The organism is Roseovarius sp. MBR-154 (assembly GCF_053628595.1).
On record NZ_JBRJGR010000005.1, the window covers coordinates 224,722 to 246,849 of the forward strand.

Annotated in this window: 19 protein-coding genes, 1 tRNA gene and 1 pseudogene; 6 read left to right on the top strand and 15 right to left on the bottom strand. The window is 59.5% G+C overall.

Annotation, left to right across the window (positions count from 1 at the left end):
* Positions 1 to 61: 61 nt before the first annotated feature.
* Positions 62 to 1,024 carry an acetyl-CoA carboxylase carboxyltransferase subunit alpha gene (locus ACSSV4_RS09265; protein ID WP_454274858.1) on the top strand — a complete coding sequence of 321 codons (963 nt, stop codon included), beginning with the start codon at positions 62 to 64 and terminating at the stop codon, positions 1,022 to 1,024.
* A 6-nt stretch (positions 1,025 to 1,030) separates the two neighbouring features.
* Here ACSSV4_RS09265 and ACSSV4_RS09270 read toward each other — a convergent pair whose 3' ends face one another.
* Genes ACSSV4_RS09270 through ACSSV4_RS09280 form a run of 3 tightly spaced genes read right to left on the bottom strand, consistent with a single transcriptional unit; the run spans position 1,031 to position 3,571 of the window.
* Positions 1,031 to 2,197, bottom strand: coding sequence for a cation:proton antiporter (locus tag ACSSV4_RS09270; protein WP_454274859.1), 1,167 nt, complete (start codon positions 2,195 to 2,197; stop codon positions 1,031 to 1,033).
* A 3-nt stretch (positions 2,198 to 2,200) separates the two neighbouring features.
* Positions 2,201 to 2,848: a GntR family transcriptional regulator gene (locus ACSSV4_RS09275; protein ID WP_454274860.1), complete on the bottom strand. Its 648-nt coding sequence runs from the start codon at positions 2,846 to 2,848 to the stop codon at positions 2,201 to 2,203.
* Positions 2,849 to 2,878: 30 nt separating this feature from the next.
* Positions 2,879 to 3,571, bottom strand: a complete 693-nt coding sequence (locus tag ACSSV4_RS09280; RefSeq protein ID WP_454274861.1) for a M48 family metallopeptidase — start codon at positions 3,569 to 3,571, stop codon at positions 2,879 to 2,881.
* Between the two features lie 112 nt (positions 3,572 to 3,683).
* On the opposite strand from ACSSV4_RS09280, the gene ACSSV4_RS09285 reads away from it, so the two are divergent.
* The 3 genes from ACSSV4_RS09285 to ACSSV4_RS09295 all read left to right on the top strand — a co-directional run bounded on the left by ACSSV4_RS09285 (position 3,684) and on the right by ACSSV4_RS09295 (position 4,696).
* Positions 3,684 to 4,010 carry a TIGR02300 family protein gene (locus ACSSV4_RS09285; RefSeq protein WP_454274862.1) on the top strand — a complete coding sequence of 109 codons (327 nt, stop codon included), beginning with the start codon at positions 3,684 to 3,686 and terminating at the stop codon, positions 4,008 to 4,010.
* A gap of 84 nt (positions 4,011 to 4,094) precedes the next feature.
* Positions 4,095 to 4,170: transfer RNA gene (locus tag ACSSV4_RS09290), tRNA-Ala, on the top strand.
* Between the two features lie 184 nt (positions 4,171 to 4,354).
* On the top strand, positions 4,355 to 4,696 hold the full coding sequence (locus tag ACSSV4_RS09295) for a hypothetical protein (RefSeq protein ID WP_454274863.1): 342 nt from the start codon (positions 4,355 to 4,357) through the stop codon (positions 4,694 to 4,696).
* 21 nt (positions 4,697 to 4,717) lie between these two features.
* On the opposite strand, the pseudogene ACSSV4_RS09300 reads toward ACSSV4_RS09295, so the two are convergent.
* The 5 genes and pseudogenes from ACSSV4_RS09300 to ACSSV4_RS09320 all read right to left on the bottom strand — a co-directional run.
* Positions 4,718 to 5,689 (bottom strand): annotated as a pseudogene (locus ACSSV4_RS09300) (recombinase family protein); the annotation flags it as partial.
* 357 nt (positions 5,690 to 6,046) lie between these two features.
* Positions 6,047 to 6,514, bottom strand: coding sequence for a hypothetical protein (locus tag ACSSV4_RS09305; protein ID WP_454274864.1), 468 nt, complete (start codon positions 6,512 to 6,514; stop codon positions 6,047 to 6,049).
* Positions 6,515 to 6,834: 320 nt separating this feature from the next.
* Positions 6,835 to 7,218, bottom strand: coding sequence for a hypothetical protein (locus ACSSV4_RS09310; RefSeq protein ID WP_454274865.1), 384 nt, complete (start codon positions 7,216 to 7,218; stop codon positions 6,835 to 6,837).
* 25 nt (positions 7,219 to 7,243) lie between these two features.
* The gene (locus ACSSV4_RS09315; protein ID WP_454274866.1) at positions 7,244 to 7,594 is read right to left on the bottom strand and encodes a hypothetical protein; all 351 of its coding nucleotides are present in this window, start codon (positions 7,592 to 7,594) and stop codon (positions 7,244 to 7,246) included.
* 214 nt (positions 7,595 to 7,808) lie between these two features.
* Positions 7,809 to 8,204: a hypothetical protein gene (locus ACSSV4_RS09320; RefSeq protein ID WP_454274867.1), complete on the bottom strand. Its 396-nt coding sequence runs from the start codon at positions 8,202 to 8,204 to the stop codon at positions 7,809 to 7,811.
* Positions 8,205 to 8,562: 358 nt separating this feature from the next.
* Here ACSSV4_RS09320 and ACSSV4_RS09325 point away from each other — a divergent pair, with 358 nt between their 5' ends.
* Together ACSSV4_RS09325 and ACSSV4_RS09330 are read left to right on the top strand one after the other, a co-directional pair.
* The gene (locus tag ACSSV4_RS09325) at positions 8,563 to 10,341 is read left to right on the top strand and encodes a J domain-containing protein (RefSeq protein ID WP_454274868.1); all 1,779 of its coding nucleotides are present in this window, start codon (positions 8,563 to 8,565) and stop codon (positions 10,339 to 10,341) included.
* 77 nt (positions 10,342 to 10,418) lie between these two features.
* Positions 10,419 to 11,770, top strand: a protein-coding gene (locus ACSSV4_RS09330) for an IS3 family transposase (protein ID WP_454274869.1) whose coding sequence is annotated in 2 segments (ribosomal slippage) — positions 10,419 to 10,755 and positions 10,755 to 11,770 — 1,353 coding nt in all. Because the reading frame shifts where the segments join, the coding sequence is not laid out codon by codon here.
* Between the two features lie 56 nt (positions 11,771 to 11,826).
* On the opposite strand, the gene ACSSV4_RS09335 is transcribed toward ACSSV4_RS09330, so the two are convergent.
* From ACSSV4_RS09335 to ACSSV4_RS09365, 7 genes are all read right to left on the bottom strand, one after another.
* On the bottom strand, positions 11,827 to 17,343 hold the full coding sequence (locus tag ACSSV4_RS09335) for a hypothetical protein (protein WP_454274870.1): 5,517 nt from the start codon (positions 17,341 to 17,343) through the stop codon (positions 11,827 to 11,829).
* Between the two features lie 712 nt (positions 17,344 to 18,055).
* The gene (locus ACSSV4_RS09340) at positions 18,056 to 18,895 is read right to left on the bottom strand and encodes a DUF6615 family protein (RefSeq protein WP_454274871.1); all 840 of its coding nucleotides are present in this window, start codon (positions 18,893 to 18,895) and stop codon (positions 18,056 to 18,058) included.
* A gap of 46 nt (positions 18,896 to 18,941) precedes the next feature.
* Positions 18,942 to 19,673 carry a hypothetical protein gene (locus tag ACSSV4_RS09345; RefSeq protein ID WP_454274872.1) on the bottom strand — a complete coding sequence of 244 codons (732 nt, stop codon included), beginning with the start codon at positions 19,671 to 19,673 and terminating at the stop codon, positions 18,942 to 18,944.
* 597 nt (positions 19,674 to 20,270) lie between these two features.
* Positions 20,271 to 20,666, bottom strand: a complete 396-nt coding sequence (locus tag ACSSV4_RS09350) for an ExbD/TolR family protein (protein ID WP_454274873.1) — start codon at positions 20,664 to 20,666, stop codon at positions 20,271 to 20,273.
* On the bottom strand, positions 20,666 to 21,013 hold the full coding sequence (locus ACSSV4_RS09355) for a biopolymer transporter ExbD (RefSeq protein ID WP_454274874.1): 348 nt from the start codon (positions 21,011 to 21,013) through the stop codon (positions 20,666 to 20,668). Before ACSSV4_RS09355 ends, ACSSV4_RS09350 begins: the two co-directional genes overlap by 1 nt.
* A 25-nt stretch (positions 21,014 to 21,038) precedes the next feature.
* Complete coding sequence (locus ACSSV4_RS09360; protein WP_454274875.1) at positions 21,039 to 21,692, bottom strand: MotA/TolQ/ExbB proton channel family protein; 654 nt, start codon at positions 21,690 to 21,692, stop codon at positions 21,039 to 21,041.
* Positions 21,689 to 22,123 carry a hypothetical protein gene (locus ACSSV4_RS09365; RefSeq protein ID WP_454274876.1) on the bottom strand — a complete coding sequence of 145 codons (435 nt, stop codon included), beginning with the start codon at positions 22,121 to 22,123 and terminating at the stop codon, positions 21,689 to 21,691. The genes ACSSV4_RS09360 and ACSSV4_RS09365 overlap by 4 nt, the downstream gene beginning before the upstream one ends.
* Between the last annotated feature and the right edge of the window lie 5 nt (positions 22,124 to 22,128).

Here is a 22,128-nt window from a genome sequence, read left to right on the forward strand (position 1 = left end):
ATTGCAAATCCGGCTCAGGCCAGCCATATAACGCCACGGCAATCACGGAGACGGCGCAGCGATGACCCATTACCTCGACTTTGAAAAGCCTCTGGCGGAAATCGAAGGCAAGGCCGAAGAGTTGCGCGCGCTGGCGCGCACAAGCGAGGAAATGGATGTCGAGGACGAGGCGGGCGCGCTCGACCGCAAGGCCGCCGAAATGCTGCGCGATCTCTACAAGACCCTCACTCCATGGCGCAAATGCCAGGTGGCGCGCCATCCCGACCGACCGCATTGCCGCGATTATATCGACGCGCTGTTCAGCGAATACACGCCATTGGCGGGCGACCGCGCCTTTGGCGAGGACGAGGCGGTGATGGGCGGGCTTGCGCGGCTCGATGATCGCCCGGTGATGGTGATTGGCCACGAAAAAGGCAACGACACCAAGAGCCGCCTGACCCGCAATTTCGGCATGGCGCGCCCCGAGGGCTATCGCAAGGCGGTGCGCCTGATGGAGATGGCCGACCGCTTCGGCCTGCCGGTGATCACGCTGGTGGATACGCCCGGTGCCTATCCCGGCAAGGGCGCCGAGGAGCGCGGGCAAAGCGAGGCCATAGCACGCGCGACCGAGACTTGCCTCGGCATCGGCGTGCCGCTGGTGTCGGTGATCATCGGCGAGGGCGGATCGGGGGGGGCGGTGGCCTTTGCCAGCGCCAACCGCGTGGCGATGCTGGAACATTCGGTCTACTCGGTGATCTCGCCTGAGGGCTGCGCCTCGATCCTGTGGAAGGATGCCGAGAAGATGCGCGAGGCCGCCGAGGCGCTGCGCCTGACCGCGCAGGACCTGATCAAGCTGGGCGTCGCGGACCGGGTCATCGACGAGCCGTTGGGCGGCGCGCATCGCGACCCTGCGGCGACGATCAAGGCCGTGGGCAAGACGATCACGGCAATGCTGAGCGAATTGTCCAAAAAGGACCGCAAGGCGTTGATCAAGGACCGCCGCCAGAAGTTTCTCGATCTCGGCAAGAAGGGCCTCGCGGCCTGAGCGCGTTCAGCGCCGCGCCCCCTGCACCCGGCGAATGGCGATCAGGGTCATCACCGGGCCGATCAGTTCGAACACCACCGTGGAGCCGATGGTGAGGGTGAGGATCATTTCGCCATGCTGCGGAAACTCACGCGCCGCGATCAGCGCCATGCCCACGGCGACGCCCGCCTGCGGCAGCAATGCGGCCCCGCACCAGTTGCACTCCTGCGCCGGGAGCCCCGCAAGCCGCCCGCCGATCCATCCGCCCGCAACGCGCGCCACGCTGCGCAACAGGATGAAGAGCCCGCCAATGAGGCCGATCCTGGCCAGCAGCGACAGATCGAGCCGCGCGCCCGCCAGCAGGAAGAAGAGCACCATGAACGGCCATTGCAGGTGCTCGATCTCGTGAAAGGCGCGCTCGTGATGGCGGGCGAGATTGGCGATCAGCATGCCCGCAACCATGCCCGCGATGAGGAACGAGACATCGAGCCAGATCGCGAGCCCCGCGGTCAGGCAGACCAGGCCGATGGCCTCGGTCTCCAGCGGTTCGCCCCGGCTGATGCGACCAGTGAGATAGGCGGCGGGCCAGCCGATGAGGCCGCCAAGCGCCACCGCACCACCGATTTCCCAGAGTGCGCCGGTGAGCAGCCCCGCGCCCGCGCCCCCCGAGAGCATATGCGCGCCGACGGCGGCCAGTGAAAAGGCCAGCAGCCCCCAAGCGTCGTCGATGGCCACGATCCCGAGGATAAGATCCACAAACGGCCCTTCTGCCCCCGCCTGCCGGATCGCGTCCTGCGTCGCGGCGGGCGCGGTTGCCGTGGCGATGGCCCCCAGAAGCAGCGCCACCGGGGCAGGCAGACCGGCGAGCCACAGCCCGAGGCTGACGACCGCCAGGGTGACGAGAACGATGCAGAGCGAAATCAGCAGGATCGCCCGGCCATGCTGTGCCAGACGGTCAAGGGTCAGGGAACTGCCCAGAAGAAAGGCCACCATGGTCAGCGCCATGATCGACAGGAAATCGTAGAGCGAGCGCATTTCCGGCGGGATGAGATCAAGTCCGGAACCGCCCACCACGATTCCGCAGGCCAGCAGCAGCGTGACCCGGGGCAGGCGGGTGCGCCGTCCGACCGTATCGGCGGCAAGCCCGACGAGGAACAGCGCGCCAAGCGCGATCAGCAGCGGCGCGAGGTCCATTCCTCAGCCCACCAGCATGCGCAGGCCCTGCGTCACGTCCGAGCGTACCGCGAGGCGCAGACTTGGCTCGTCCCCGGCCTTGAGCGCGGCGATCATCAGACGGTGGTAATGCGGTGGATCCTTGCGCCGCAGCCGCCCGTAGAGCGCGCGCATGGTGGGCCCAAGCTGAAGCCAGACGGTTTCGGCCATCGCCAGCATCGCCGGGGCCTGCGCGCGCAGATAGAGCGTGCGGTGGAACTCGAGATTGCGGCGGATATAGGCGACGGCATCCTGCCGGGCGATATCCTCGGTGATCCGGGCGTTGATGGTCTGAAGCCGGTCGATCAGCGCGATATGCGCGCGCGGCAGGGCGCGGCTCGCCAGTTCCACCTCCAGCAATGAGCGCAGGGCGGCCAGTTCCTCGATCCGTTCATTGCTGAGTTCCGGGGTCGAGACGCGGCCCGAGTTCGACATAGTGAGCGCGCCTTCGGCGGAGAGGCGGCGCAGCGCCTCGCGGGCGGGGGTCATCGAGACCTCGAATTCGGCGGCAATGCCGCGCAGGGTCAGCGCCTGACCGGGGCCGATCTCGCCATGCATGATGCGCGAGCGCAATCCGCGATAGACGCGGTCATGGGCCGCCGGGGCCGGATCGGGGCGGGGCGAAATCAGCATGCGTCTATGTGATCACAAATTGCGCGTCGGTCAATCGCTGAAACGATAGCGGTGCAGTGCGGCCCCCTCGCGGCGCAGCCAGCGGCGCGGGGTCTCGTAATCGGGCGAGAGCCGCGCCACCACCGCCCAGAAGGCGGGGGAATGGTTCATCTCGGCGAGATGTGCCACCTCATGCGCGGCTACATAATCGAGCACCTCGGGCGGGGCCATGATCAGCCGCCACGAATAGCTGAGCGCGCCGCGCGACGAGCACGATCCCCAGCGCGAGCGGGTGTCGCGCAGGGTGATGCGGGAATAACCCCGGCCAAGCCGTGCGGCATAGGCGTCGGAGGCCGCGGCCAGCCGGTCGCGCGCACGTGCCTTGAGCCAGCCTTCGAGGCGGGCGGGCAACTGCGCCTCGGGTCCGGGCACTTCGATCGCATGGTCGCTCAGGCGCACGCCCCGGCCCGCACCGGGGCCGATTCGCAAAAAACGTCCCTCGACGGGCAGTTCGATGCCCGGAGACACGCGCAGGCACTCTGGTTGCCCGGCCAGTTGCGCGCGCAGCCAATCGCCCTTGGAGGTCGCGAATTTCAGCGCCTCGGCCTCGCTGACCCCGCGCGGCACCGTGAGGGTCACGCGCCCGTCAAGTCCCGAGACCCGCAGCGAAATCCGCCGCGCCCGGGGACTGCGTCGCAGGCTGACCGCAACAGGGGGGTTGCCTGACAGGAGATGTTGGCCCATATGCCCTCCGAACCGGGTGTCGCATGCCGCCGCAAAGCCTTTGACAGCACAAGGGCGTTATGGCAGGGGACGCGGATCACCTGCAAGAGATGTCAGTGAAAGAGGATCACCCATGGCCAAGGAAGAATGGGGCGTGAAGCGTCTGTGCCCGACCACAGGCAAGCGTTTTTACGACCTGAACAAGACCCCGATCGTCAGCCCCTATACCGGCGAGGTGGTGGAACTGGCCACCGGCAAGACCCGCTCCATGCGGCCCGATGCCGAGGACGCGGAAACCAAGAAGCTCAAGGGCGGCAGCAGCGAGCAGAGCAGCGACCTCGTCGATGATGATGACGATGTCGATGTGGAGATCGACGACGATCTTCTGGAGGATGACGAGGACGATGATGTCTCGCTCGACGATATCGCCGATGTCGCCTCTGACGACAACGAGTTGTAATGATCACCGGGCGGGATTTTCCTCTTGATCCCGCCCGCCGCTTTGCCTAGATAGCGGCGCACGGCCCGACGCGGGCCTGTTTTCGGGGCCTTAGCTCAGCTGGGAGAGCGCTTGCATGGCATGCAAGAGGTCAGGGGTTCGATCCCCCTAGGCTCCACCAAATCTCCTTTTCTATTTTTGGCGTCAGATAAGACTCTGAAAGGAAAGGAAAGTTTTGGTGTTTGAAGTCCCTCTTTGGAGCAGTAGGTGAGCTTTTCGCTGAAAGCTAATCTGAGCACCGTACGCTGCCAAACGTAGTCGCCATTTTTCCATATTTTACAAGGACTTGATAGAAACTCCATGGAGTGTTCGAACAAGTCCTCAAACGAGCCCTCTTCGACAGTCAAATTATCGAGTTTTTCCTTGGTTGCGACTTGCGCCATCTGAAGCCGCTCGAGCTTGTCCTCATAAGCCGCAACGACCCGGTCATTGTTGCTTTGAATGATACGGTCGACAAGCTGGTCGACTTCGCCCTCAAGCGTCCGCAGTTTCTTCGCCAGCTGTTTTTTCCGCGACTGCTCTACCGCAGACCGGTCGTTCCAGATGTCCTCCAGCATAGCACGGACCACGGAAAAAAGCTCTTCATGGGGTTCGAGTTCTGCCAGGAGGGCCTCAAAACTGCCTTCCAATTCGTCACGGCGAATTGACTTTTTGAATTTCGAGCATTTTCGGTAGCAGCAGAAATAGTAAGGGTACCACTTATTTTTCCCCTTCGACCAGTTAGATGTCAGATGGTGCCCGCACTCAGAGCACTGTACAAACCCTCGGAGTGGGAAATCTTCACTGCGGTCCTGTTTGATCGGAGCTACAGGTTTACCGTTCAGGCGATCGAGAATCTTTTGATGCGTCTCAAGAGATATCAGCGCCTGATGATGTGCCTTTCTAAGTGTAACATTCCACCGCGGGTAGAGAATATGACCAGAATAAAGGATCTGTTCAAGAACATCTCGAACGCGATCTATCTTGAAACGTCCTGATTTAGCGCAGTAACGGGCGAACTCTGGGCGAGATTCAATGTAGCGCTTTACTTCCGATTGCGTTTCAAACCTTCCGCATGCGAACCCTTCCAGAATTTCCGCAAGCGGCCCTTGGACATCCTCAATTGGCGCTATGAGTCTTCCGTGGCCTGGAACATCCCTGAATTCATACCCTAACGGAGCGCGTAAGCACCAGTATCCTGACAGAATACGGGCCCGCATTCTTTCCAAGACTGTCTCAAGGTTTTTTTCGCGAAAATACTGGGCACTTGCCGCATGTATATTCTCGCTATAACGTGAATTTGCGTCACTGCCAAATTTAAACCGGGGGCTGTATAGTTGACCCCCAGCCTTCTCAATATCTTCCCTTACCGACCAATGTCCTTTTACCTCCCGGGCCAGCCGGTCTATGTCGTCAATGAGAATGACTGGTTGTTTTGATTTGTTCTTTCTCAGAAACTGCAGCGCGCCATCCAATCCATCGCGCTTTGCGGTCTTACCAGTAATAGTGTCGGTAAACACTTCTTCAATCCGCAACCCAAGACGGTCACCATATTCTTCGCAGATCTTGATCTGCGAATCCAACCCATGACCTTCTTCGACCTGTCGGCGAGATGAGACACGAGCGTAAATGATAGCTTTCTTTCCTTTGATGTCAGACATTCCTCGTGCCACCTCCACTGTTCTCTTTTGCTTGGTAGTCAGTTGCTCTGCATGAATCTTGGCTACGCCATGGTAAGTATGCGCCGTCTCGCGCGAAAGCGTCCGCGATAACACTGAGCACCAACCATAAGCGGCCAACAATCAGTTCTGCATCCTTGGGCTTCGTAGCCATGTGCGACACGAGTTCGACATAGGAGGCGCGCCCCTGATGGTTCTCATCGACACCCATCTCCACCTCACAGTGGCACATCGAACGCGTCGACAGTGGCGCTCCTCTCTGATGAGCAGTGCGGGCTGCTAATTGCCCTTCTTTTGTAAAGCGCGCGTTGACCACGGGGGTGACTTCTTTACGGTTAGTCATTGATCGCCTCGGTCTCGATCATCGGGCTTGGGCCGATCGCCGTCCAAAGTAGCTTGAGGGAAGGTGCTCTTCGCGTCGAAGATGACGCACAAGATCTCCCGGAGTGCGCTCATAGCGTGCAGCCACTGTTGGTTTGTAAGATGATGGCCGTCGATGATGTTTCCATACTTCTGCAACGCAGCATCTCTATCTTTAAAGTTGCCTTGTTCCTCTGATCTGTTCGAAGGCAGAGTTTCGAGCCGAGTGACGTCCGCTTTAGGGGATTGCGTCCTTTTGGTCATGAGCCTCTTGAGAATGCTGGGCACGAGTGCCGAAACACGGGCGGATGCGTTGCATCCGGTCGCGGCCGTCATGACCGCTTCAAGAGGCGAGAGAGGCTGACATCCTGGGTACAGACCCGAAGTGACAGCATCGACGATCGTCGATCGAAAGATCGGTAGGCCAATAGAGGTGAAATGGCGCACGCAGAACTCCCTTTACCATCGCCATTGGTTGACCAGGTCATCGACCGGGCCGCGGCTGTCGCGCCGCTTCAAGGTGGCCACTCTCTTGGCGGCCGTTCTGCTGCAGGGGGAGATATAGCAACGCTGACAAGCTGGGTCAAGCGCGAAGTGAACTTTTTTCCTTTTCTATCAGGGGCTTAACGCGGATCAAGATTGGCCACTTCTCAGAAAGACGAAGGAAATTCTTCTCCCAACCATCGTTTTCTTCAATTTGATCGACAGATCAAAGGGATGAATTCAGCGGGCGAGCTACTGCTTCTCGCCCAGCTGATCGAGAATGCCTACTCCTGATTTTCGCTCGCTGTGCGGGTGGTCCGAGGTTTGAGCGCATTCTCGACCCTGGAATACGCCTGCAGCGCTTCGTGCCTCGAGTGCTTCCCGTCGCAGAACTGGTGTCCGTAGGTATCTGCGCCGGAGTCGTGGATCTCGTAGCCGAGCGCGAGGAACGCGCCATAGGCAGCATCCGAAAGGCGGTCAGGATGGTGTGGTGACGTCATGACGGTGACGCCGGCGATCTCACGACCGATTTGCGTGTAGTGCCTGTCGATCCAGACGTGGACCGATTTCGGACCATACTTTTCCATCAGCCAAAGTGTGACATCACAGATGTCCTGCTCCATGCCGACTTTGTCCGGGAAGACGCTCAGGCGGCGTTCCCGTGTCATTTGAAGAATGCACCGCACCATGATCTCACTCTCCGCATGAAAACAGGGTGAGAAGATCGCTGATGCGCGCCCCGTGCCAGCGAGTCATATCGGACGCCGGCAGCCGCCTTTCGTATCCTATGCGGTCGAGCGTGGAAGCCTTCTGGTTCCCCAGCACGTGGTGGATATGGCGCAGCGCTGCCTCTACGGCGCCGGCATCGGGCACCGAATGGCCGAGAGCGGCGTGCAGGTCGCAGAGTGCCGCGAAGCCACTTTCGTCCTCGAGGGCATCGAGCAGATCGCACAGGCTGGCCCCGTTGTAGCGCAGGTGCTTCTCCGCTGCGGCAGCCGCGTTGAAGCGTGCCTGGCTGATATCGAGGGTGGTGGAGTTATGCATGATGAATCTCCCCTACATGCAGAAAACGGTCTGTGGGTGCCTATTCTTCGGCTTCATGCTCCGAGTCTTGGGAGACGATCTGGAGGCGTGGCGGTTCTTGAGCATTGGCCTTGGCCGCCGGTCTTTTGCGCGGGTGAAAACAAGGTCCGTTGCTCACACGCGGTGCAGGTCCCACACCGCCGCGCAATGCTCGAGGCGGTGTGGTGACCGGGCTTCAGGCGGCGCGCTCGTCCGAGACCGGTGTGATACCGGCAACGCGTAGGGCGTCGTTCAGGCCGTCTGCCAGTAGGCAGATTTCTGGGACCACCGGGTCTTCGGGTTCCAGCATTTGAAGGCAACCGAAGTCAGCTTCGGGATCATCATATGCATGATCCAGGAACAGGATTCCGCGCAGTTCGAGCAGAAGTCGATGTAGGCGGCGTGTCATGCGCCCTGGCTGTTCGAGAGCCTCGCTGATCGCCGCGACGAGCCGCGCGCCCCGCCTGTCCGCCAGAAGAGCCGCCGCATGGGCCAACCCTTCTCTATGTTCCGACAGGAACTTGCGGAGTTCGAGTTCTTCTGGCGAGGTGACGCAGAGGTCCGCGCGTGTGATGAGATTGGTGTGAAACATGTGTCCTCCTTCAGTGATGTGCCGAACCGGGTTTCGTCCCGGGGGTCAGGAAAGTCGGAGGTCAGAAGCTCGGAGATCCCCTTGGCTCGCGCATCGAGCACGAAGGGCCGAAATCGGAGGTTTCTATATTTGCGTGGCTCCTTTCGTGTTGCCCGGCCGTGCTGTCCGCTCTGGACAAAAGCGATCTTGGCCAAAATCTGAAAGAGCGAAGGATTTATTTGCGAGGTTTCCTGAGAAAGATGGCATGCGTAAGCACGCGTTCTTTCCATGATTGCGCTATAGACGTTCGCGCGATTTTCTTAGGGGGTAGCTGGGGAGCAGCGATTTACGGCGGCAAAGGTATCAGGCAGGCGTTGATATGGTATTCAGCATTTTAAGGAAGATGTTCGGTGGAGGAAAAGCGGCGAGACGCGACAAGGGTCTCCCAGTGGCCCGCGAGGCGGCCGGCTCAAGCGACGATGGCGTTGGTGGTCAGCGCCGGAGCCGCTTCGAGGACCTTGAACGGGAAATGAAAGAGCGCCTTGAGGCACAGTCCCATGAGATGCCGGGGCAGGCCTACTTCAGCCAATTACAGGCATTACAGGATAGAATTTCGAATCGCAGGTACACGGATGCGGCCACAGCGGCTCGCGAGAGTCTTCCGCTCATTCGCAAGTGGCTCGAAGATCCCAGAGGAAACGGTAAGAGGCTCAGCCTTAGCATGCCCGCGCTCACCCAGGGCGGCACCATGCTGGCCATCACCGGTGACCGTAAAGGACTGGAGATGCTGCATGATCTGGTATCGGAGTTCGATCACCTCGAGGAATACCGCGCTGATGCCGAGAAGCATCTCGCCGCCATCGACCTCTTCGACGCTATACGTAGAGCCGTCGCGGAGAAGCCTGGCATCCTGCAGAACAAGATGAAGTCGGAAGTGGGCGCCGAGGACGGGCGCCTTGTCAGCAACCTGGTCTCGTGGCTGGAGAAGGCCGGTGAAATCAGCCGCGCCAAGAACGGAAAGACCTACGCCCTCTATTTAGAAGGCGTCGAGATGAGCGCCAAGGACGCTTTAGCAGTCTACACTGAACCGCCGCGCCCTGGGTCTCATCAGGCCAAAATCAAGCCGGGGAAACCCATCGAGCTTGACCTCGATAAGTTGACCTTGGTGCCGCTGCCACCGTCTCCCGAGGCCTGGGCCAGCCAGGTTGCGCTACCTGCGACCTCTGAAACATTCGAGGATGCCGAAGGCGCTTGGCGAGAACTCACTGTAGAGGCGATCGCGCCCGCGGATCGTCCGGACCCCGCCTTTCGCAAGCACTTCACCACACGTGGCGGCGTCCTTTCCTTCGATGACCTCGCAAAGTCCGAGGCAAGCCTCGGTGCACCAGGCGCGGTGATGTTCATCTCCGAGCAGGGCGGCAACCCCATGATCGAACAACTGGAGCGCCCGGTTTATGCGCTTGATGTCCATCCCGAAGGCCAAGGTTTCGCGACGCGATCAAAGATGAATATTCTGACCGTCTATGGCGCGGACCTAAAGGTCGATTTCGAGACAGACCTTTCCGCCACGCCCGAAGTCGCAGCTGGGCGCCTTCGTCTCGATCTTGACGAGGATGGAGGTATTTTCTGGGGGGAGCCCCACTTGGCGATAAACTGCATCGCGCTCAGCCCACGCCGAGACAGATACCTTTACACGCATGTGGACGAAGCATGGTGCATCGATCGGCACGGAAAACGACTGTGGGGCGTCCGTATGCCGGAGCGTCCCGTGGAAACTTACCATCATACCTTCGAAGTGGGCGGCATGGGCGGGCACACGGGAACCGCCAAGGAAATCGAGGAGGCACTCGAGGAACTTGAGCTTGCGTTGCCGGTAACGCCGGATGAGATCCGGCAGAAATACCGCGGCCTGGTGCGTCAGCTGCACCCGGACCTCAACCCAGGCAACGAGGCGCGGATGAAGGCCGTTAACGCGGCTTATGAGGCGCTCACCGGGGCCAGTCACGATGATCTGCAGGGCAAGAAAAGCGCCGAGGATTTGCTGAGGTTCTCCGCCACCGTGAGTTTTATGACCGGCGGCGGTCCTGACCGCCTTCAGTCCGCGGCTTTCTCTGGGAGTGGCGACACGGTGTTGCTGGGAACCTCCCAGGGTGTCTGACGTCAGCACTCGTGGGACAGAATTGAGGTTTAGCTAAGGGAGGATTTCTGGTTCATCGTAACCGTCAAGGAGTGAAGATGAACAAGAAATCCGAAACCAGCAAAGCTTCAGCCGACAAGCTGGTCAAAACCATCCGCCGCAAGACGCGACAAACCTATTCTTCCGAAGAGAAGATCCGCATTGTTCTGGCGGGCCTTCGCGGCGAAGAAACTATCTCGGTGCTATGCCGGCGCGAGGGTATCTCCGAAAGCCTGTATTACAGTTGGTCAAAGGAATTTCTTGAAGCCGGGAAACGCCGTCTGTCTGGCGATACGGCCCGGCAAGCGACATCGCCTGAAGTGAAGGAGCTGCGATCTGAGGCGACGGCACTGAAGGAATGCGTCGCCGATCTGACACTGGAAAACCGTCTGCTCAAAAAAAGCATGACAGGGGCTGGGGAGTTCGAGGAATGAGATACCCCGCATCCGAGAAGCTGGAGATCATCCGCACTGTTGAGGGGTCTCATCTGCCTGTAAAGCAGACCCTCGATATGCTGAGTATCCCGCGCACCACATTCTACCGCTGGTATGATCGTTATGTTGAAGGCGGCTTTGACGCCCTGGCAGACCGCTCACCCCGCCCAAAGTCGGTCTGGAACCGCATTCCGCAAGCGAGGCGGGATGATCTGATCGAGTTCGCGCTGGAACATGAGGCGCTGACGACCCGGGAACTGGCGGTCAAATACACTGATGAGAAGCGATACTTTATCTCTGAATCATCGGCTTATCGCTTTCTAAAGGAAGCTGATCTGATCACCGCGCCAGACTACGTCGTGATCAAAGCAGCCGACGAGTTCACGGATAAAACGACTGCCATCAACGAGATGTGGCAAACTGATTTCACCTACTTCAAGATCATTGGCTGGGGCTGGTTTTATCTCAGCACGATCCTGGATGATTACAGCCGCTACATTATTGGCTGGAAACTCTGCACGAACATGCGGGCCGAGGACGTGACGGCGACAATTGAGTTGGCACTGGCGGCGTCAGGCTGCGACCATGCCGTCGTTCGCCACATGCCACGCCTGCTGAGCGACAATGGGTCCTGTTACATCTCCGGTGATCTGGCCGAATGGCTGGAAGATCACAAAATGGATCACGTTCGCGGTGCACCGTTACACCCGCAAACCCAAGGCAAGATCGAGCGTTGGCATCAAACAATGAAGAACCGGGTTTTACTGGAAAACTACTATCTGCCCGGTGACCTCGAACGCCAAATCGGGGCCTTCATCGATTACTACAACAACGAACGCTACCACGAGAGCCTGAACAACGTCACACCAGCCGACGTCTACTTCGGACGCGACAAAGCCATCATCAGAGAAAGGAAGAAAATCAAGAAACGGACAATCCAACAACGCCGCTTGCAACATCAAAAACAAGCCGCATAATCAATCACACAAATGAACCAGAGCCTCCAAAGCTCAAGCCGCTCTGATGTTCCATTTTATATGACGACGGACAGTGCGGTCCAATTTCCCCAGACGCAGAGCTCACCGCCAGTATCGGTGAGACAGCTCGGCTCTATTTCATCGACCTGCGCCAACCATTCTTTCTCGGGGGTGCGGACGGTTAGTCGGCAGCCCAGCGGGACGTGCCGGCGGCGGTCCGCAGTCCAAATCTCTCCGCTTCCGGACGCCAGCCCGTGGTTCTCCAGGAAGTGTGCTGGGCTGAAGTAACGCTCCTCGTCTCCCCGGCCGGGAGAGTCGCCATCGAGCAAATGTCCACAGAGAACCATGACGGCATGCTTGGATAAATAAGCATTCCAGCCGTCCCGCCTCTGAGCAAGTCGATCTCGACGGCCATCCCATCGGAACATGCCTCGGGTGCCTCGCACGTCCTCCTTAACGACTACGCCCGTGCCGTCTGTCGCCAACGCGCGCATAATCGGCTCGAGGCGGGCCTCGGCGTCGTCCTCAGAAATCTGAAACGACGATGCGAGTGACCGTAGGAAGTGATCGCGACTATCGTAGTCGAAGAAAAACCTTTCCTCTCCCCCCTCTCTCCTTTTCCCAGGTGCGGGTGCATCTGGGTTTGATCGGTCTGCATTGATCATAGAGAGGCGTTCGACGTCTTCATGCGATCGGATTGCGACGCCGCTTCGATGGAGCGAGAGCGCGATACCCGCTGCCAGCCCCCGGATCTTCGCGTGTTTAGCTTTTGGACACGACCAGAAATCCAAGAGGGAAGAGGCTGCAGCGACGCGGGCCGGGGCGTCGACAGCGACACGCTGAATTGCGACCAAGAGCCATTCTGACGCGTGCAGGCGGTAGAATTGCAGCGCGCCGTCTTGGAATGCCGAAACCGCCCCGTTGACGGCGTTCATCATCAGCCTCTGCAGGACCGTTGACGGCCCCCATCGAACGAGCCCACGGACGGCATGGGCGCCTCGCCATCGCCGGCTGGCGTCTGGAGATCCGAGCATCGACCAGAGGTAGTCGGTCGCGGCTGCCTCTACAGGTCCCTCGGGCCGCAACGCCTCGTTCCACGGTCCGTCGCCATCGTCTTGATGGAGGACGTCCTCCATTTCGTCGAGCGCGAACTTCAGGGCGGCCCGTGCGCCTGAGGGTTCACATGCATAAGCAGCCAGACTGGCAGTGTGAAAGAGATCAGAGGCACTGCCCAAATGCTCTTCGGTTGCGATCGCAGCGAGGGCCTCGCCAGCCAGCAATGCCACGTCGACTCCCGCGCGTTCAGCGATGCCGCGCAATGTGCAACTCGGTGCCCACCAAGCTGAGAACGGGATCCGAAACGGATCATGCCGGAAGATGGAAATGACGAGAGAACGCAGTGCAGGGGGAACCGACAATCGCGAGTTCCAGCTTGCGGGGAGGCGCCCCAGAAGCTCGCTCAGGTCGTATAGATCGAAGCTTTCGATCTGAGAAAGTGCCTGTAGAAAAGAAGCCTCCTGGCCCACCGGGATGCGTGACGGCAATACACGCCATAGGTCGCGCAGCCAGATACCGTCCGCCTCCCTTGTCCGCTCGATCGCGTCCGTCAGTCCGCCAGCAGTTGCCAGGTTGATGCCCGCAAGCAACGCTGGCCAATCGGGTTGCTTCGCCGCAGCGTGTTCAAATTGCACGCCATCCCGTTCTTCCTCTCGCGCTGCTGTTTCCACCTCCTGGAGCCACGTCCATTCGATGTCATAACGTTCGGCGACCGCCCGGATATTCCGCCACTCGTTTTCCGATCTTGTCGTCACGCTAAGGTATCGGGTCGCGATGTCCTCGACTGCATCCCGTTCGGCCCCCGCCGCGAGCCCCGCTTCCAAGGCTTGAGCTGCCCCCTGATCATGCGCCGGAAACATCAGCATTGCGACTTCGCCTCTGAGGTGGCCGCACTCCACCAAGGTATGTAGGACCACGTGGAGATGGTCATCGGGGACACCGAACCCGCGATCTGCCCAACGCGAGAGAATTGCGAGGCCCGACGCAGGCGACAGGTGTGCCAGTGCCCGTACAGTTCGCTCCCATTCCAGATAGCTCGACTTGGCGAAGTGTTCGTAAGTTGGCTCAGCGAAGCGAGCGAGCCTGTAGGCGAGGTCGGCTTGATCATCGCTGGAACGGCTCGCGGCCTCGGCCAGCGCGAGAAGCCCCCGCCAGCGATCGTGGTTCTCTTCGCCAAGGCGCTCCGCGCTGGCAGCGGCAGCATCGAAGTGGGAGCGAGCCTCAGCCTCGCTGATCGCCAAAAGCGCTCGTGCCAGAACGAGATGCCCATCAGCGGTGCTCTCGGCGGTGTCACGCCATCGGCGGAGGCCCGCGTGCGCCCGGGTCGCGAGTTCGAGCGCAAGCCTGTGTCGTTCCTGATCGATCGCCATGAGCTTGACGAGCGAAGCGACCGTCACGACCGACGCACGCTGTCCCTTTTTTTCCGGTCCAGGGTACCAGCTATCGGCTTTTTCCCATTCTGACACGCCCGCGCCCGTCTCTTGAAGGCATTCGGCTCGAACTATCAGGCAGTCGTCGAGCGTAGGGTCATGTTCGCGGTAACTCAGGCTTCTTGCTCTCGATGCTTCGGCCTGTGCGTTCGCAACGGCCGTCGGGACGTCCGCCTTGTCCACTCGCCCCAAAGTGACATCTGCCCACAACACATACCAAGGCAGCGCTGGAGCAAGGAGACGACGGCGCTGCTCGTCGTCTCTCGGAGATGCTTTGCGTGCCCGACCACGCCGCGGACGGAGCCGCTCGATTGTCAGCCGCCGACCGTTGAGGGCTGCGCGCAGGGCGAAGCCTTTCAGAACTGCATCCCGACGTTTCGTGGGGTCATGCCAGTCCGTATCGAGCTCGTATCCTGGAGCTGCAGGCAGATACCGGTTCAAGAGCTTTGACACCGATCGTCTTGGGACGGCCCGTGTCCTGAGCGCTGCAACCGAGAGAGCGACTATGGCGACGCTATCCATGCTGGCGTAACTGAGGGTACCAAGCTCACCGATGTCGACGCGACGGTCAGATACCATCCGAAACAGGCGGCGGACGATCGAAGGAGAAGGCACGCGGCCAACCGCGCCCAGCTCGAGGATTCCTGCCAAACCCAAGAAGATATCGTTCCCAGCAGCCTCGACCAATGCGATGAGATCTTTGAATCGTCCCGCATCGCTTAGACGAGAACAGATTGCCCTGCCCACGGTGAACGAGATGTTGCGCGGTTGCCAACTTCGGAGGAAATCCGCGCAGCCATTGGAACCGTGTAGTTCGAGCTGTGCCCAAGCCAAGGCGATGATCTCATCATCGAGGTCTACCTCATGGTGTCTATCGTCGGCTTTGCGCCTCCGAAAGTGGTCGTGCAGCCATCGGAATGCTGTGCGCAGACGTCCGGCCGCATCTCCGTGGAAGCTTTCGTAGCCTGCGAAAAGGGCAGCTTGGTGCGCATTGTCGGAACCGCGCCATGCACCTCCACCAATCTTTCGTGTCGCGATGAGCTCGGCGGCCGCTGCAGGGGAAACGAAACGGGCGGCGAGGTCAGGATTCTGTGAGATCAGCCCCAATTGACGTGCTTCGGCCGCTTCGACGTTCGCCGTCCTAAATGCGAGCTTGGCGACGTCTGCGTGTCGCCCCGCCCGTAGCGCCGCCTGCGTCGCAGCGCGCAGTCGCATCGCACGGACGTCTCGACGGCCCAAATCGTCCGTCTTTGGCAAGCCTGCGTCGGACAGCACGAGCTCGATGAGCTCATCTACCCGTCCCATCTCCAGTAGGAGCTGCGGTAGAGTTGCGGCGGCATAGGCGCTATTTGCCGCCAACGGCTGCAAGCGATCGAGGATCGACCGCACTGCGTTCCTATCCGGGCGAAAATTCTGCCTGAACCAAGTCTCAGTGGGCTCGTCGGTGAACTGGACTGCACCGTCGTTGATGACAAGCGCTCTACCGAGTTCGCTGGCGAAGCTGACAACGAAAGAAGTCTCAACGTCTGCGACCTTTGCGACGACTTCGAGCGGTACGAACGGCCTTAGCACGGCAAGGGCTCGACAGACGTTCTGCACGGAAGCGCTGCCCAGCCTCCCTGCATCGTCGCGGGCTTTTTCCACCGCCCGCCGCAGCAGCGTCTCGATCGCGTCCTGAACAGTCAGCGGCTCGGGTCCAAGAGCATCAAACAGCGTGTCGAGGTCGTCGGAGCCATCGAGTGCGTTTCGCTGAAGCCGGGGGTTTGCGGATGTCAGGCGATGAAAGGCGAGCGCCATGGTATCGGATGCTGACGGATAGCGTGCGCGAAGGTGTGCAGTAGTCTCCGACTTATCAAACGGTGGGAGGTCGAGTTGCCGGACGTCCGGTGGCGGATCAAGTTGCTGAAGACGTTCCGGGCGGGTGGTAAGAACGATGCTAACATTCGCAGGCCAGGTCATTCTAAGAAGACCCCGTGCGAAGCTTGCTGCTTCTCTCCGTTCTGATGCGACGACCTCAGCGTTATCCGCCGCGTCGATTACGATGAGCAGAACTGCGTCAGGCGTCGTGCCCACGGATTGGGCAGCTTGTTCCACACGTGAAAAAAATGTCCTTGCATAGGCATCCTCCGATGCCCGGTTGGAAGGAATTAGCGGATCACACAGGCCCTGAAACGCCATCTCGTTAGCGATTTGGACGAGGGCCTGTCGTGGCTGGTGACGTGGATGGCGTGGATCTCGGTAGCTTCCGTTCCCAAAGCAGTCATAGACAACTGCAGCACTTCCCGACGGGAGTAGCCCGGGCAGTTGCATAGCCGCGACTGATTTGCCTGTGCCGCCCTCTGCCTTGAGTATGACAGGGCCATCAGAACACGCGATCTCTGACAGAAGATCTGCCAAAACCGGGCGTGATATGACACCCGTTGGTAACTCCAGCCGAGACGGTGCCGGCAAAAGAGCGCGCTCGTCGCAGTCCATTTGTCGGAGGACGTCGAGCCGGGTGATCTGCAGGTCGGAGGCATTCTGTTTCGCAGCCTTATCGGCGACCATCTCAACAAGACGGATAGGCACATCTCGATCGATTTCGGGTAGGTACTCGAAGGCATCTTCTCCCAGACCCGCACGCTCCCCGTCGAGTGATGGCGTCCGGGGAAGGAGTTTGAGGCGGCTCGCGAACGCGCGCAGAGCGTCATCTTGGAGTTTCAGAGAGCGCCGCAGGTAGTCGCTCGTACTTGATTTTCGCCCGATCTCAAGATCTCGGATGGCTTTCGCGACGGTGTCGGCGATGGGTCGGTTCGTCTCGAACTCAAACTCATGGATTATGGGTGTCGGCGACGCGCGCTCCACGTCCCGGACGCTTTGGAAGCGCGCTGCGAACCCGCGAAAGGTCCCAACGACATCGCTTGCAGTCATCTCTTCGTCTACACGAAGAAGCGAGTGCTTAAATTGCCGGTAGGAAACTCGACGGCTCCCATCCGGATTGTAGCGATAGAGAGCAAGATCTATGACGTCATCACCGCCATCAGCTTGATCTTCTTCGGCGGCACCTTCGACAACGACTTTCCTGAGATCAGCGTTCGGTGCCAGCATCGTCAAACAGAGCCGAGCTACCCGAACATAGTGGTATCGATCCCCTGCGCGGCTCGGCGCTTGGGCGTTGATGCTTTTTTGCACGGTCGCTGGGGTGCCTGCTTGTTTCTTATCAAGGTCTCCTCCGTCTGTGCGGTCGCCCTTGGCCTCTGAGGACCCCATCATCTTACCCACCCAAACGACCCAAATGACTTGGCGCAATTCAACCGTAAATTCCTGTCCACTTTGACTTCTGGTGCACCATGTGCCAGTGCGTCAGGGTCAGATCTGAGCTTCTCGTCGCAGATCTCTCGAAAGCGCGACCTTCGCAGGCTCCGCGTGGATGCGCTACGGCTGCCGATGTTACTCTGTCCTTGGATCAAAGTCTGATCAACACGCGAAGTTTCATCGAAATCGATAAGTCGCTCCCGCTTCGTGGATGTCCTACTCATTGCCGACATCAGTTGGCGCTGATCTGCACCTTGTGCGAAGGCGCGATGCTATGCAAGTCGATGACTTGGCATCCGCAACACGGCAACAGCCGACTATGGTCATTCGCAACTCGAAGACCAGAATTCCGAATGCACCCATAAAAGCAAAAATACAAATAGCGATAAACGGAAATAAGATTTACAGCGTAAATACAAATTACAGAGTGAAGCCATTTCGGAGGGAAATAAATTGGTTCACTTGGAATCGGCGAGGTCCAATTGCGATTTTCGTCTAATATCTCTTACTCTTCAGCATCCCGAAGCACTACCACGCCGGCGATGTTAGGTAGGTCATCTGGTATGGTGAAGTCGCTGCTATCAGCGCGCCTTGCTGCGAGTCCCAGCGCGAGTTCGATCGTTGGATGAAGACCCTGCAAGAAACCGGAAGCCTCGGCGTCTTTCTTTTCAGACGGTGTCATAGACCTAAGTCGAGCGAGGGCGTCTGCGACCATCTCTGGTGTTCCGCCATCGGGCCGCATCCCTTGGCCGCCGCTGCACAAGAGGCAGTGCAGCGGAATCGAGTGCTTTCGATGTGTATCGAATGTCTCGTCTGGCAGTGCGCCAGCGACAACAGATGCTTCCGCCACACTGACGCCGAAACCGAAAACTTGATCAGGATCGGCAGATCCGAGCGACTTGCATACCTTTGGCACTCGGCTTGCATCTTTAACATGGTTGTAGAAGGCATAGATGGCGGGGACACGTTGGCTTCGTGCCGTAATAAGTAGCTGATCTATCTGACGAACAGGGGGCGTCCGTTTGCCAATCTGACGAGCGATACCTCGATAGACTTGCTCGGTATCTTCCAGCCGCTTTGCCTGCACAAGCGTCGTCATAGAGTAAGTTCCGTCGGCACTCACGAAAGACCACAACCAGTCGGCTCCGGTTGTGGCTTCCTGCGTCTTGCTAAATGCAACGACTTGGACATAACCAGGATACATGGTTTTCAAGTCGAGCAGGATCGTTTCGGTAATAGTTTCCTCGTTGAATGGGAGGCCCGAGGTTTTGGCCGTGTAGCGCCTAACCCAAACCATTCTTGCTAATCCCAAAAGGAATACCTGCTCTCTTGTGAGACTACTCATGCAGCACCATCATTGAGTAAGTTCATCCTCTGATACGCGGATCAGCCTATTCGTTGTCCTGGTCGGCTGCGAAGAGGGCAGTCCATCTTTCCTGAATCTGTCCAACCCCAGCGTCAACTATTGGCCTGAGATAATTAGCAGAATTGTCCACGATCCCCTCTGCAACTTGGTCTGCCGCCTCGCCAATGACCTTTCTTCCGAGCGTCTTTAGTGCTCCCCTGATTACCGCTTTGACACCTGTGTCGGGCGCGCCAGCGTTGACCAAGGCTTGCTTGACTGCAAGGTGTTGATCGTCGGGGATGATTTCCAGGATTAGATCCGTGACCGTATCCAAGGGCGCGCGAACCAAGGCAGAATTGAATGACGTGTCGGAGAAATGCCCTATCTCTCGGATTCGCTGGCGCATATGCGCAAGGGTTAGCGGGTTCTCGATTTCCATGACGAAATAGTCGCCATCCTTAGCAAACTTAGTATGGATAAGCGCCTCTTTGACAAGTCCATCCAGTCTCTCACGGTCGCTTCCGTGCCGGCGTATCTCGAGATCGAATATTAGTTGAGAGGCTTTAGCCCGCGTAACCTTTAGGTCCGTCATGAGACTATAGATTGTCGCTTCAGACTTCAGGATGCCGAGGCTGCGCATCAAATCAAATACATGCAGCTCGATTTCACGCTTTGGAAGTGATCCAAAAGCTGGTGTCATGAAGTCTGACAGGAAGCTTGCAATTTCTTTCTTTAATTTTTCGTCCTCTACTGCCTCAAGAGCGTGTTCGATATCCATGCGGATCCCTCATGAAATTATGCATAGGTTGTTACATTCGTGGGTATTAGGGAGCTGACCGCATGATACAGCCTCCCGAACCACCTGGGTTTCAGCCCAAGACCGTTTCCGGACGGAGCCGCCGACAACTTGCGACACGTGTTCAGGACCACCAATGCCCATTGTCCAGAGTGCAGCAAGCGGCAACTCTCCGCCCTTCTCGCCACCGGCTTCCGCTAAAGCTGTAGAAGCCGAGCAAGTCGATGCACGGAAGGAAGGTCTTGCATAACGTCCAATCTTGCATGGGCACACCACCAACGAATTTCCTCAGAACCCTGACACGGAAATTTTTCGTTCTCAACTCACCGTACACTGAGATTTTTCCGACCTGTCAATTTGACGAAGCACTCTCTCCCACTCGAAGAGAACGGAAAAAATGGTGTTCGAAGTGACTCCTCCTGGCTCCACCAACACCCCAGAGATCAACAATATACAGGATATTCGACGTGCTGTGGCGCGCAGCGGCGCGATGCGGGTGTCCGAGCCACTCGCGACATGTCAAAGCCTCGTCTTGTGCCAATGGCCGACCTATGAACACCCGGTCGGGCATCGGCCCGGTCATGGGGATCGGTCCAACCCGCGTTGCGTGACGATCACCACGCTGGAGGCCCCCGCAGCGCGCAGGTCCCGCGCCAGATCGACGAGGCTCTGCGCGGGCAGCGCCCTGTCGGGTACGAGTCGCACCATCTCGCGTTCGTCCTCGGGACGGGCGGCATAAAAGGCCTGCGCCGAGGCTATGGCCTCGCCGCGATATGTCAGGCTGCCATCCGGATGCACGACAAGCGTGTCAGGCGGTGCGCGGCCGTCGAGATCGGAGGTGCGCACGAGGCTCAGGTCCCGGTCCATCGGTGGTGCGATGGTGCTGGCGACCATGAAGAACACCAGCATCAGGAACACTACATTGATCAGGGCGATTGTCGGCTCGATCCGGGCGCGATGTCTGTGTTTGCGCATCACGACCCCAACACGCTGATGCTGAGCCGGTCGATGCCGCGGAGAATCACGAGAAGGTCGGTCAATCTCTGTGCCGTCACATCGTCCGCCATGCTGACGATCACCTGCAGGCGGCCTGACTCGGGGGACATGTCGACCAATCGGTCCGGCAAGGCCGCCAGGCCGAGTTCCTGACCATTCAGGCGCAGGGTTGTCTCGCCGAGTTGCAAAAAGCTTGTCTCGACGTCACTGGTGCCGACAGCGCCTGCGCGCGCGGCGGAAAGCTCGACCTCGGAAAAGCGCGAGAAGGTCGAGGAGAGCATGAAGAACAGCAGCAAGAGAAAGATGACGTCGATCAGCGAGGTCATCGACAGGCGCCGCCGCCGGACATGCCTACGCATGGGCGGGCTCCGCCGCGACTTGCGGCATGGGGCCGCGTCCACCCCGGGGGCGCAGGACCAAGGCAATCGCCCGCCCGGCCGTCACGCGCTCGGCATCCATCCGCCCTTCGAACCAACTGAGCACCATCGCCGTGGGCATCGCAACGGCAAGACCCGCAGCCGTGGTCAGCAGCGCGACCCAGATGCCCCCCGCCAGCAGCGACGGATCGACCTGCGCGCCGGCCTCCTGCAGCGACTGGAAGGCGTCGATCATTCCCAGCACCGTGCCGAACAGGCCCAGAAGCGGGGCAAGCTGCGCGACGCTGTCAAGCAGGCGAAACCCGCCTTCCAGCCGGGCAAACCGCACCTCGGCTTCGGCCTCGAGCCGTGTGGCGTCTTCCGGTGCTGCCGCAAAAGCCATTTCGATCACCGGCGCAAGGTAGCTTCTGGACTGCTTCAGTGCGTGTACCGCCGCGCTGCGATCGCCCTTGTCCCAGGCGGCAACCGCCTCTCGCAAGGCGCGGTGCCGCCCAACTCCGACCGCGAAAAACTGCCAGAGCTTGTAGAGAATGGTCGCCAGCGTGATCACCGAGACCGTCAGCAGGATCATCACCACCGGCCCGCCGAGATCGGCGATCTGCCGCAGACCCTCAAGAACCTGTGTCATCCGATCACTCCGATCCTGGTGCGTGTTTGCAGGATCAGCCCGGCCTCGCAGGCGGTGTCGGCCAGATCCGGGGCATCGCAGGTGCGGGCCCCGTTGATCAGGACCTGGCTGAGGTCGTCGCAGGCAACGCCCGGGATGGAAAACTGACGCACCCGGGGGCGACCGGATGGCAGGGTGCCGAAGTCAAAGAGCGTCAGCCGCTCGACCTGTCCCGCGCTGTCGAAGAGGACCGTTTCATAGACCACCTTTTCGATTGCACTGGCATGCCCGTTGGTCACCAGAAATGTCAGGGTGCAGCTTGCCTCATTGGCATCGACCGCATTCAATTCGATCTGGACGGCCGCGCCCGGCGCCTTGTCCTGTGCCGAGGCTGCGGCGGCAAAGCCGAGGCTTGCGGTGATCGCCGTTGCCAGAAGTTGTATCATCTTCATCTGCA